This window comes from Clostridium fessum (assembly GCF_027698965.1).
Lineage (GTDB): Bacteria > Bacillota > Clostridia > Lachnospirales > Lachnospiraceae > Otoolea > Otoolea fessa.
Map to the genome: position 1 here is coordinate 352,356 of NZ_JAQEQF010000001.1, position 12,526 is coordinate 364,881.

8 protein-coding genes and 1 riboswitch are annotated in these 12,526 nt (G+C 52.9%); all 8 genes read right to left on the reverse strand.

Annotated features, from left to right (window positions below):
- Window positions 1-17: 17 nt before the first annotated feature.
- The 8 genes from PG862_RS01720 to PG862_RS01755 all read right to left on the reverse strand — a co-directional run bounded on the left by PG862_RS01720 (window position 18) and on the right by PG862_RS01755 (window position 12,428).
- A complete protein-coding gene (locus PG862_RS01720; RefSeq protein ID WP_118569976.1) occupies window positions 18-1,493 on the reverse strand; it encodes a sensor histidine kinase in 1,476 nt (491 codons plus the stop codon).
- Window positions 1,494-1,761: 268 nt separating this feature from the next.
- On the reverse strand, window positions 1,762-2,949 hold the full coding sequence (gene metK / locus PG862_RS01725; protein ID WP_022359473.1) for a methionine adenosyltransferase: 1,188 nt from the start codon (window positions 2,947-2,949) through the stop codon (window positions 1,762-1,764).
- Between the two features lie 78 nt (window positions 2,950-3,027).
- Window positions 3,028-3,171, reverse strand: a riboswitch (SAM riboswitch).
- A gap of 96 nt (window positions 3,172-3,267) precedes the next feature.
- A complete protein-coding gene (locus tag PG862_RS01730; RefSeq protein ID WP_022359474.1) occupies window positions 3,268-4,560 on the reverse strand; it encodes a UDP-N-acetylglucosamine 1-carboxyvinyltransferase in 1,293 nt (430 codons plus the stop codon).
- Between the two features lie 290 nt (window positions 4,561-4,850).
- Window positions 4,851-7,331 carry a hypothetical protein gene (locus PG862_RS01735; protein WP_270706259.1) on the reverse strand — a complete coding sequence of 827 codons (2,481 nt, stop codon included), beginning with the start codon at window positions 7,329-7,331 and terminating at the stop codon, window positions 4,851-4,853.
- A 335-nt stretch (window positions 7,332-7,666) separates the two neighbouring features.
- Window positions 7,667-8,962 (reverse strand): hypothetical protein, encoded by a 1,296-nt coding sequence (locus PG862_RS01740; RefSeq protein WP_270706260.1) that lies wholly within the window; start codon window positions 8,960-8,962, stop codon window positions 7,667-7,669.
- Between the two features lie 195 nt (window positions 8,963-9,157).
- Window positions 9,158-10,078, reverse strand: coding sequence for a nucleotidyltransferase family protein (locus PG862_RS01745; protein WP_270706261.1), 921 nt, complete (start codon window positions 10,076-10,078; stop codon window positions 9,158-9,160).
- Between the two features lie 294 nt (window positions 10,079-10,372).
- Window positions 10,373-11,614 carry a glycoside hydrolase family 10 protein gene (locus PG862_RS01750; RefSeq protein WP_117796524.1) on the reverse strand — a complete coding sequence of 414 codons (1,242 nt, stop codon included), beginning with the start codon at window positions 11,612-11,614 and terminating at the stop codon, window positions 10,373-10,375.
- Between the two features lie 142 nt (window positions 11,615-11,756).
- Window positions 11,757-12,428 carry a V-type ATP synthase subunit D gene (locus PG862_RS01755; RefSeq protein ID WP_118637750.1) on the reverse strand — a complete coding sequence of 224 codons (672 nt, stop codon included), beginning with the start codon at window positions 12,426-12,428 and terminating at the stop codon, window positions 11,757-11,759.
- Window positions 12,429-12,526: the final 98 nt, after the last annotated feature.

Consider the following 12,526-nt stretch of genomic DNA (forward strand, 5'->3'; position numbering starts at 1 on the left):
GACCAAACTTCAAATCACTATGCCCCGACATACTTGCGCAAAACGAAATGGATCTCCGTTCCGATGCCTTCCTTGCTGGTCGCCCAGATGCGTCCGCCGTGATCTTCGATAATCTTCTTTACGATCGAAAGCCCGATGCCGCTGCCGCCCTTGGACGAATTTCTCGACGAATCCGTCCGGTAGAAACGGTCGAAAATATACGGCAGATCTTTCGCCGCGATTCCCTTTCCGTTGTCCTCGATGATGACCTGGATAAAATCGCCGTCATCCTTGATGCGGATATTTAAAATACCCTTTTTCTTGTCCAGATATTTGAGCGAATTTCCGATAATGTTGTTGATCACTCGCTTCATCTGCTCCGCGTCCGCGATCACGACCACATCCTCGTCCACATAGTTGAAATATCCCAGCTCGATGCCGCGCGTCTCCATATCCAGACCAACTTCCTCAACACAATCACCAAAATATTCCGCCACATTGATCTTTGAAAAGTTGTACGGAATCTTGTTCGTATCAATCTTCGAATAGAACGTCAGCTCGTCAATCAATCGATCCATATCGTTTGCTTTATTATAAATCGTCCGAATATATTTATTCAATTTCTCAGGTGAAGAAGCCACGCCATCCTGAATGCCTTCCACATACCCCTTGATCGCCGTGATCGGAGTCTTCAGATCATGGGAAATATTGCTGATCAGCTCTTTGCTCTCCTTGTCGTACTGGAGTTTTTCTTCCTGCGATTCCTTGAGACGCAGGCGCATCTCCTCGAAATCCTGGCAGAGCATTCCGATCTCATCTTCATCATCCACATCGAGCGTAAAGTCCAGATTTCCATCCCGGATCTGCTTGGTCGCCTCCTGCAGCTTGTGCAGCGGACGCAGCAGAGAACGGTAGATCCACATGATCAGCAGACCGCCCATAAAACTGATGATCAGCACGCCGAGAAGCAGCATCTCTCCGAGCAGCGCCTTGATCTCCGGCACATAATCCCCGACGTTCGTCACGATGAACACACTGCCCTGTGAATCATCTGAAAACCGGAAATCGATCTGTTTGACCAGATGCTGTTCCTCGCCATCCATGTAAATACTGCCTGCCATACTTCCCTGATCACCGTACGGCGCCAGCCGTTCGCAGAGCTCGCGTCCATCCTCGCTTCCGCAGAATGTGATGTCCTTGCCCTTGCGGATGACCAGATACGAATATTTATCGCGCAGTTCTTCATTGACCTTGCTCAAATAAGCCGGTTCTTCAAATAAATCTGTATTTTTCCCGACCGCCTCGCGGATCTCCTCCTGGATTCCCTGCGTCAGCCGGTTAAACACCTGTGTCTGATTGCCGGAGAGCAGATCGATCTGCTCCGACAGCCCGTATGTTTTCTGAAACAGATGCTCCTGATAGTTTACGAGTCCGAACGCCGCCACAAATATGAGCACAATCGGAACGACCGTAATCGTCACAAAAGCAATCGCCAGACGTGTGCGTATCTTCATCCTATTTCCTCCAGTCATTGCCCGGTCTGATACCAGATTGCCCCTACAAAAATCCTCCCGCAAAACTGCGTCGGACTTCTGCGCTTTTGCTCCTGATATCTTCCACAAATAGTGTATCATATTTTGCAGATTACGTCTCTAAAAGTATTATAAATAAAAAAGCATGTGCCTTTTTGTGTAATAAAAGAGACTACCGCAAAAGCGGCAGCCCCCTCGTTCTGATCTTATGATTTTTTACGGGCAGATATCCCTGCAGCGTTTCCTACTTTTACAGATACGCCTTTAATTCATCCACCTTATCCAGCTTCTCCCACGGAAGATCCAGATCGTCGCGGCCGAAATGTCCGTATGCAGCCGTCTGTTTGTAGATCGGGCGGCGCAGGTCAAGCATCTTGATGATGCCAGCCGGACGCAGGTCAAAGTGCTTGCGGATCATCTCAACCAGCTGATCCTCACGCAACTTGCTGGTTCCGAATGTATCTACCATGATGGAGGTCGGCTGTGCAACACCGATCGCATAGGAAAGCTGAATCTCACATCTGTCTGCCAGTCCAGCTGCTACGATGTTTTTCGCAACATAGCGGGCTGCGTATGCAGCAGAACGATCCACTTTTGTGCAGTCTTTTCCGGAGAATGCGCCGCCGCCGTGACGCGCCATGCCGCCGTAGGTGTCCACAATGATCTTACGTCCGGTCAGACCGCTGTCTCCGTGCGGACCGCCGATAACGAAACGTCCGGTCGGATTGATAAAGAATTTTGTATTCTCATCAACCATCTCTGCCGGCAGAATCTCGTCAAATACATATTTTTTAATATCCTTATGGATCTGCTCCTGGGTTACTTCCTCGTCATGCTGGGTGGAAAGAACCACTGCATCCAGACGGGATGGTTTGCCGTTCTCATCGTACTCTACGGTTACCTGTGTCTTGCCGTCCGGGCGCAGGTAGCGCAGGGTTCCGTCTTTGCGGACCTTGGTCAGCTGGCGTGCCAGTTTGTGTGCCAGATAAATCGGATATGGCATATATTCATCCGTTTCGTTGGTCGCATAACCAAACATCATACCCTGATCGCCGGCACCGATTGCCTCCAGCTCCTCGTCGGTCATCTTGTTCTCTTTTGCTTCCAGCGCTTTATCAACTCCCATCGCGATATCCGGGGACTGCTCGTCCAGTGCCACGATCACGCCGCAGGTATCACAGTCAAAACCGTATTTCGCACGGTCATAACCGATCTCACGGACGGTATTGCGGACTACCTTCTGGATATCCACATAGCCTTTCGTTGTGATCTCGCCCATAACCATAACCAGACCGGTTGTCGTCGCCGTCTCACAAGCCACACGGCTCATCGGATCCTGCTCTAAGAGCGCGTCCAGAATCGCATCGGAAATCTGATCACACATTTTATCCGGATGTCCTTCGGTTACTGATTCAGATGTAAAAAGTAATCTCTCCATATTTCCTCCTTTGATAAGTTTGTCGTAAGACATAAAAAAAGTCCGCAGCAACACGGACTTGATTATCTCGATCAAATCCTCTTATTGCTCGATAAACCGATCTCCCGGTTCCTCGCTCAGGCTGGCACCTTCCGTTCCCTGCTGAGACCAATTTTCAGTCCCATGTAACGGGGTTGCCGTGACTTCATAGATCCTTTGTATCTCCATCACTCTGAATAAGGGATATATACGAACTTTTTAATTGTTAAAAGTTTCAACAGTACGATAACATACTCCGCGGTGTCTGTCAAGCAATATGTGACACCGCATTCTTTTTTATCAGCCCACTTTGAGTCTGAACTTCTGCGCCTCTTTCTCGGAATCGACTTTCTCGATCACCGCGCCAAGTCCTTGCAGCTTCTTCTCAAAATGCTCATAGCCTCTCTGGATATAACCGATCTCATCAACGGTCGTATATCCTTCCGCTGCCAGCCCCGCAATGACCAGGGCAGCGCCTGCGCGCAGATCTGGTGCCTCCACCTGTGCTCCGGTCAGCTTCTTCACGCCGGTAATGATCGCGGTATTGCCCTCTACCTTGATGCGTCCACCCATACGGGCAAGTTCGTCCACATATTTAAAACGGTTTTCAAAAATACTCTCGGTCACTACACTGGTTCCCTCTGCCAGTGCCAGTGTCACAGTGATCTGCGGCTGCATATCAGTCGGAAATCCCGGATACGGAAGTGTCTTGATATCGGTATGCACATGGCTCGGGCGTCCCACAACCCGAACCGCCTCATCAAACTCCGTCACCTCACAGCCCATCTCGATAAGCTTCGCAGAAATTGCTTCCAGATGCTTCGGAATGACATTCTGTACCATCACGTCGCCGCGGGTGATCGCTGCCGCACACATAAATGTACCTGCCTCGATCTGGTCCGGGATGATCGAATATTCGGTTCCATGCAGCTTGTGGACGCCGCGGATGCGGATCACGTCGGTTCCGGCACCCTTGACATTGGCTCCCATGCTGTTTAAGAAGTTCGCCACATCGACGACATGCGGTTCTTTCGCCGGATTCTCGATGATCGTCTCGCCCTCTGCCAGCGTCGCTGCCATCATGATATTGATCGTCGCGCCGACCGACACCATATCCAGATAAATATGGGTACCAACTAAATCAATCGCATGTGCGAGCACCGCGCCATTTTCCACCTGCACCTTCGCACCGAGGGCACGGAAGCCCTTTAAATGCTGGTCGATCGGACGGCTGCCGATGTTGCATCCGCCCGGAAGCGGAACCTGTGCGCTTTTGTACTTGCCAAGCAGGGCGCCAATAAAATAGTAGGAAGCTCGGATCCGGCGGATGTACTCGTCATCCACATGGATCGCATGAATCCCCTTCGCATTGATGCGGACAGTGTGCCGGTCAATCCGGTCTACCATCGCGCCAATCTCCGAAACAGCCTCCAGAAACACGTTGATATCACGCACGTCCGGCAGATTTTCTATTAAAACATCCTCGTCAGTCAGAATCGATGCCGCCAAGATTCCCAGCGCCGCATTCTTCGCTCCGCTGATAGTCACTTCGCCTACCAGCGGATTTCCGCCCTTCATAATAAATTGTTCCATTCTGCACCTCAAAATCTATTATCTTACGATACTTACACGCGCCAGACGGCGCCTCAAATCTTTAATATTTTCTTAAATTTATATCATGTTATCTACATGATTATATCATAACATCTCAATTTGTAAAGCACTGGCTTTCCGTTTATTACTGTTCACGCATATGTGCCCAGTAATGGAATTTGCCGTGGCTTCGCATTTTAATACGGCAAATTCCTGCTGCCACCACGTTTTCTTACGGCACTTTCGGTTCCAAAAGTGCCTACCCGTGAACAGTAATTTCCGTTTTTCCCTTAATTGGCAAGGAAACAAATGAAATCATTGCCTCCGTTTCCCTCGAAAAATGCCGCTGCATCGTTGAGTCCCATCTTATCCGTGTAGGCAAATTCCGTGCCCGGATACCATAGACAGGAGATGTTGTACGCGTCGTATCCACAGATCAGACCATAGCTTCCGTCTCCCAGATATGCCACCACCGGCATGCCCGCGTAGACAAAGTAGAGAATCTGGTTCAGCGTCAGCCCGCGTGCGTCGATTAACTCTGTGCCATCCGAAGAGGTCGTCTTTCCGTCCGCCATATCCGACAGATAGCGGCTGACGGTTCCCGCCATATTCTGAACGTCGCGGATCGTCTTCGCGTCGCTCCGGTTTGCTCTCACCCAGACAACCCGGTCATTTTCATCCGTTACGAGTCCCATGCCATCGTAAGCTGCCTGCACCGCGCTGGAAAATTCCGCATATGAGCCTTTCAAGCGTCCCTCGCTGTAGGCACTGTAAATCCGCTGTGCGGCCGCGCCATTGTTCTGAAGCACAATCACATCATTTTCTTCTGCTGCCACCTGCTTCGGAACATGCACCTTCGTGCTCCGTGCCGTCTTGCCTGCATCCAGCTTGACGCAGTAGAGACGCCCCTTTGCACTGTCATTTAACGTAGCGATTCCATCCAGTGGATCTTTCGACACTTCCTCATTACAGACCAGCGTGTCCTCGTCCATCGGCTGATAGCCGCTTCCTATCTGGCGCATCCGTGACAGATGAACCCGGCTGTCCTGAATCCGCACATCCACCAGGCTGACACCCGGCTTCTCATAGCGGGTCTCCATCTCCATATTGCTGCCGACGATCTCGACCGCATACAGCGGAAGCCCCGTCACGCGTCCATCCATCGTAAGCTGCTCGTTCGGATGGGCAAGCCCGTAGACTAAGTCGGTTCCGACAAATCCGATCAGCCGGATCACGGTCTGATCCGGGAAGGAAATCTCATCCTTCTTGCCTGTCTCCAGATTCATGACATGCAGCTTGGTCGAACGGTAAATATCCGCCCCATCCTGCCACGCAATCCGGGAGGCATCCGTGCTGACTGCAAAATTTTCCTCCGTCAGGCCATCTGCCACCACCATGTACTCTTTTCCCGTCAGATCGACACTGTAAACCGCATGGTTCATCAGCACATACAGCGTCTGCCCGCCGCTTAAGTAGCACAGCTGGTTGATATCCTGGCGCAGGTTGCCGTAATCGGTCGATGCCGGCAGATACAGCCGCTCTGTCAGGGCATTTCCCGCAGTCTCATAGCGGTATAGCGCGATTCCCGTCGTTCCCTCGTGGTTACCGCGGCTCATATAGCCGTACACGGCAAAATCAATCTGGCCTGCCTCGCTCACATCCAGAATCTTGATTCCGTAGGTATCATAATTGACCCTCGTATCATTCTCGCTCTTGCGGAACGCAAATACCTTTGTGCTCTCTTTTTTTCCTGTATCATAAATCCAGAGCGCCCGGTTTGCCACAAAGGCACGGTATTTCCCCGCTTCATCCTGCATCGACTGCAGATCCTCCGCATCCGAAACCCCCAGCTGAATCCGGTCGCCAGAATAGGCGCTGCTCTCCCCCGTAAAAATCTGGTCCGCGCGGCGGTCATAATTCATCATGTAGATGCGCTGTGCGCCCAGCTTCATCGTGAAGCTCTCGATCACATCGTAATAAGCAGCCGCCTTGCCATCCTTCATCTCACTTACAACATACTTTAAATCGATCGTCCCAATGATGCCCTGCAGCTCCCGCAGATGAATTTCCGGTTCGCTGACCCGCTCCATCGAAAGCCCTTTCCAGGTCAGCTGGCTGAAATCGCTTTTTAACGTCACATGTCCCAACGAACTGTTATCCGCATTCGGATCCGTCTCCAGATAGGTCGTCAGCTCCCTCGCTGAATCATAATCAAACGTCTTTTCAGAAAAGGACACCGCCAGATCGACCATCTCCTGCACACGGCTCTCCTGCTGCCACATCACGCGCGTGTAAAAATAGATCGCCGGGTGCTTTTCCGTCGCGATCGCAATCGTTAAGCGGTATTCGCTTTCCTCCGTCAGAAGGTTCTGGATCGGAAGCTCCGCAGAAACCTCTTCCCCTGACTGTTCCCAGTGGTCAAGCGTTGTCCGTTCTACCAGACGTTCGCCGTCCAGACTGCGAATCTCATACTGCATCCCCGTAATCTGGGAGTCCAGCTTGTCGATCGTCACCGACAGTTTCCGGTCTGCCGGAAGCAGCGTCAGATCCCCGCGTCCAGCCGCTTTCTGGCTGTCCTCCACGAAACCGTCCAGCTCGTTCATCCGCCGCCCCAGAATATTCACATAAGCGACTGGAAGGTTCGCGTCCTCAATCGAGGTATAGACCGCCCCATCCTCCCGCAGCTGCATCCAGGACCAGGTAAAATAACCGGCTACTGCCAGCACAAATAAGATCAGTAAAATCAGTATCTTTTTCAGGTTTTTCTTCATATATCAAATCAATTCCTTTTATCTCTCCACCATACCAGTTCCGTATCTTCACAGGTACAGGAAAATCTACCCGCCGAACTGTTTCCGTTTTGTCATGCACGCCAAAAACTGCCGCAGGCACCCATCTGTCCCGGCGGCAGCCTTTGTTTCAGTATAACACAAGCAGGCTTCAAATTCCAGAATTTCTATGATTCGTAAGAACTCCGATTGTGTTACTGTTCACGCATACGTGCCCAGTAACCCGATTGTTCTTTTTCCAAATCGGTAAAATTCGTTGTCACACCTGGATGTTACCGCATTTTAATTTAAAAAATTTACACCTGAAAACCGCAATTTCAGCACTTCCGACACCGTCTTCGCTCCTGCAGCTCATTCATTAATAAAACCTGAAGAAAATCCTGAAGCGGCACTCCCCACGGATTCCCCGGTCTCCCCGGACGCGGTTCCGGCGGCGGGGGCGGCGGTCCCCACGGATTTCCTGGTCCTCCCGGGCGCGGTCCCGGCGGCGGGGGCGGCGGTCCCCACGGATTTCCCGGTCCTCCCGGGCGCGGTCCCGGCGGCGGGGGCGGCGGTCCCCACGGATTTCCTGGTCCTCCCGGGCGCGGTCCCGGCGGCGGAGGCGGCGGTCCCCACGGATTTCCCGGTCCTCCCGGGCGCGGTCCCGGCGGCGGGGGCGGCGGTCCCCACGGATTTCCTGGTCCTCCCGGGCGCGGTCCCGGCGGCGGAGGCGGCGGTCCCCACGGATTTCCCGGTCCTCCCGGGCGCGGTCCCGGCGGCGGGGGCGGCGGTCCCCACGGATTTCCTGGTCCTCCCGGGCGCGGTCCCGGCGGCGGAGGCGGCGGTCCCCACGGATTTCCCGGTCCTCCCGGGCGCGGTCCCGGCGGCGGGGGCGGCGGTCCCCACGGATTTCCTGGTCCTCCCGGGCGCGGTCCCGGCGGCGGAGGCGGCGGTCCCCACGGATTTCCCGGTCCTCCCGGGCGCGGTCCCGGCGGCGGGGGCGGCGGTCCCCACGGATTTCCTGGTCCTCCCGGGCGCGGTCCCGGCGGCGGAGGCGGCGGTCCCCACGGATTTCCCGGTCCTCCCGGGCGCGGTCCCGGCGGCGGGGGCGGCGGTCCCCACGGATTTCCTGGTCCTCCCGGGCGCGGTCCCGGCGGCGGACTCCATGGACGGCGCTCCTGCGCGGTCAGATTCGGCTCATCCGCCTCCCACACCATATATCCAGCGTTTCCGCCCTTCTGTTCGCCCCGAAGTGGTCCATACCATACATCATTTCCAGGAAGATGCGGCTGTATGCTGGTTCCCGCCAGATTCTCTTCTCTTTCTCCACCAGGAGAATCTATTTTCAGGGAATTTTCCACCATCGCCGTTCCTTCTTCTGTGGATACGGTACCCACGTCCGCCGCCTTTATATAGGTCGTCAGTGTATCCGTCCTTTCCGTTCCAGCCGGATAAACCTTCTGCCATTTTTCCAGTGCCCGTTTTGTCAGTTTTTCCAGAAAGATCCGATCCGGATATTCATCATAGATGGGACTCCCCTCATACTCCAGCTCATCACAGACCGCTTCCACGCAAAGCTGCATCTGCTTACATGCAGCCGGATAAAGACTCTTAAAATATGCAAAATCCTGCATCGGACTGCCATTCCCCCTTAATTCAAGGCTTACATGGTATCCTATGCAGGATTTATGCGTATCATGTTATTCTCACGTACCGTTTTTCACGTTATCCTCTGCACAGCCAAATCAGCTGTTCCATTTCGCAGTATCGTTCTCATGATGTTTTATCTTTTTAAATAATTCTGTTTCTTTAAACTGTTCTTCAAATTGTCAAAACAGTTTTTCCGGGTACACGCCCTCACGGATCAGCGCCCGGATCGACTCCGTCACGCTCTCCTTATCCTCACGGTAGGTCACGCCAAACCAGCGGTCATGCGTCTCCAGAAGCTTCACCCGTGCGCGTCCGTCGTGGATCATCTGATCGATGATCGTCGGAAGCAGGTACTCCGACTTCACGTCGCCCTCTTTCAGCCCCACAAGAAACTCTGGAAATCCTTTTTCCAGCTCCTCCACAAAGCCCGGTGTGAGTCCCCACATATTCATCGATACATGCTGGTTCTCCTGAACCGAAACCGGACTCCCCTCTTTATCCGTCGCCGTCATGCCGTCCGCTGTCTTCTGGATATTGTAGGTTTCGGTTACGCGTTTTAAAATCTCTCCCTCACCCACCTCACAGACGCCGCGTGTCACGCCGCCGTTCTCGCTGAGCGTATTTGCCAGAATAAAGCCACCCATACAGATATCATACACCGGTGCGTTCACGTCCATCTGTTCCACCATGTATGTATGAATCTTTCGGAACACTTCTTTTCCATAATAATCATCCGCATTGATCACCAGAAATGGCTCTTCGACCAGTCCGCGAATGCTCAAAATCGCCTGTCCGGTTCCCCACGGTTTTTTCCGGTCTGCCGGGACACTGAATCCCTCCGGTACATCCGAAAGCTCCTGAAATGCGTATGTCACCGGCGCAATCTTCTCAATCCGGTTCCCGATCACTTCTTTGAAGTCCTCCTCCAAATCATGGCGGATCACAAAGATAATCCGGTCAAATCCCGCTTCCAGCGCGTCATGGATGGAGTAATCCATAATGATCTCCCCATTCGGACCCACCGGCTCCAGCTGTTTGATCCCTCCGCCAAAACGGCTTCCGATTCCGGCTGCCATAATGACAAGTGCTGTTTTTTTCATCTTCCCTCTCCTCGTCCGTATATTTGCTGCCATCTGAACATTATGTGAACAACAACATTTTTACTGCAATCGTATATCCAGTATAGCACAGAACCCCTGTGGTTGCAATCATCCACAGGGGTTCCCATTTACACAACAAGGTATCATGGTTACCGTTCACGGGTAGGCACTTTTGGAACCGAAAGTGCCGTAAGAAAACGTGGTGGCAGCAGGAATTTGCCGTATTTAAATGCGAAGCCACGGCAAATTCCGTTACTGGGCACGTATGCGTGAACAGTAACTATCATGGAGCACTTAATGGAACAGCGCCGTCACGTTCGCCACTTCCTCCGCTGCCGCCGCACGCGTCAGGGACGATAAATCATAGAAGCAGTAACCGCTCACCTGTCCGGTTGCCCGTCCAGCCTGCACCTCGCGCTTCATGATATCATGATACCGCTGCCACTCCGGCACCTCGTTGCCGTCCACTGCATCTGTTCCGGTCTTATAGAGCGCCAGACCGACATACAGCTTCACATTGCCCTTCTTTTTCAGCGTCACCCACTCATTCAGGCAGTTTGCAAACGCATAGCCCGCTGCCTGGCCGTTCTGCTTCGCCTCAAATCCCCAGTAAATCTGCGGCATCAGGTAATCCACATAGCCGCTCTGGGTCATCCACGCATCCACATCTGTAAACTGGCGGGTATCTTTTCGGAGGTTCTGTAAATATCCCTCCGGGCTGATACCGAACAATGCCTGCGGACGGATCGACTTGACCGCACTGTAAACGCCCCTTACCAGCTCATTGACATTATTCCGTCTCCACGCCGCCACACTCAGCGATGTGCCGCCCGCCTGGTACTCCGGATAATCAAACCATGTTTCCGCCTTGCTGTCATCGAGATTCGGATAGAAATAATCATCAAAATGGATGCCGTCCACCTCATAATTCGTCACGATCTCTTTCACACCGTCAATAATCAGCTGGCGCACCTGCGGAATCGCCGGATTGTAATAATACTCACCATTCTGGCACAATACCCACCGGTCATTCGAACTGTCCCCGTCCTTCGCCCACGCGATCGCCGGATTTGACGCACACAGATCCGAATAACGGTTCAGATACCCCGTGATCCGGTACGGATTGATCCACGCATGAAGCTGCAAGCCCCGCTGATGCGCCGCCTGCACCGCATATGCCAGCGGATCATACCCCGGATTCTTTCCCTGTTTTCCAGAGGCAAATTTCGACCACGGGAAATACTGTGACGGATACATCGCATCTCCATCCGGGCGAACCTGTAGGAAAACCGCATTTAACCCCTTCTGTACACAGAGGTCCAGTGTCTGATCCATCGCTTTCTTATATCCAGCCTCATCCTTCGCCCATCCATTCCAGTCCAGATACGAAACCCAGACACCTCTCATCTCTCCACTTCCAGGACTGCCGCCCGATACCGGACCCGCATACGCCTTCGAAACCGGCAGGAACAACATCCCCACCGCCAAAAGAAATGCTGCCACCCAGCCGATCGCCCTCTGTACCTGCTTTGCCATGCAAAATTCCTCCCCTCATTTCCTCCTATTCTACCAGAAATTTCCATTTTATATCTTACTTTTTTCTGTCCTTTTTATTTTTACAATACACAAAAAGCCTCCCCTGACAGCCCTAAAGCCGCCAGAAGAGGCATTTTCATCATCACGAACAAAGCTCCCGCTTCTCCTTATAATGATGCTTCTCCTCCAGCATCATATCCTTCACCTTCATCAGGCGGATCTGCGTGCTTCTCTCATTTTCATCCAGCTTCATCGTGATATATTTGATATTTTTGCGCGCCTCCGGAATAATTACGTGTTCCAGCGCATTGACTCTCCGGCGCGTTTTCTCGATCTCGGCTGCCATGAGCTGGCAGGCTTTCTCTGTCTCAGACAGCCGCAGCATATCCGGCAGAATGTCCGCCAGCGACTTGACTGCCCCGTCCAGATCGCTCGAAGTAAACGCAAATCCATACGAGTAAATATCGTTCTCATCCGCCGTCCGGGTCTTATAATGGAACACCGGAATATCGACGCTCATTACGTTTTTCTTGTCTGCTTCCAGATAAACCGCCTGTTTCGGCGCGGCAAGCGCGGTATTTAACGCCTGCTCGGACATCCCGGCTTTAGCGATGACGAAATTCACATTCGCACTCCGGATGCCCGACTCCACTTTCTGGCGCAGCGCCATATTTTCCCGGACCAGATCCAGGAACTGGCGCATCAGCTCATCCCGCTTATCCTTCAGCAGTTTATGTCCCCGCGTGGCTGTCGCCAGCTTCTTTTTCAGCCTCGTAAGCTCCATTCGGGTCGGGTTGACCTGTGTCGATGCCATGCGTACCACCTCTCTCCTGCAATCACTTTGTCACGACAGATCCGCCAGCTCCCGCAGCCGCGTTATGACACGCCACTTTCGTTTTCAAGCGCATCCGC

Coding starts and splice junctions, on each gene's coding strand:
- PG862_RS01720 (WP_118569976.1), bottom strand. CDS start 1,493: ATGAAGATACGCACACGTCTGGCGATTGCTTTTGTGACGATTACGGTC.
- metK (WP_022359473.1), bottom strand. CDS start 2,949: ATGGAGAGATTACTTTTTACATCTGAATCAGTAACCGAAGGACATCCG.
- PG862_RS01730 (WP_022359474.1), bottom strand. CDS start 4,560: ATGGAACAATTTATTATGAAGGGCGGAAATCCGCTGGTAGGCGAAGTG.
- PG862_RS01735 (WP_270706259.1), bottom strand. CDS start 7,331: ATGAAGAAAAACCTGAAAAAGATACTGATTTTACTGATCTTATTTGTG.
- PG862_RS01740 (WP_270706260.1), bottom strand. CDS start 8,962: ATGCAGGATTTTGCATATTTTAAGAGTCTTTATCCGGCTGCATGTAAG.
- PG862_RS01745 (WP_270706261.1), bottom strand. CDS start 10,078: ATGAAAAAAACAGCACTTGTCATTATGGCAGCCGGAATCGGAAGCCGT.
- PG862_RS01750 (WP_117796524.1), bottom strand. CDS start 11,614: ATGGCAAAGCAGGTACAGAGGGCGATCGGCTGGGTGGCAGCATTTCTT.
- PG862_RS01755 (WP_118637750.1), bottom strand. CDS start 12,428: ATGGCATCGACACAGGTCAACCCGACCCGAATGGAGCTTACGAGGCTG.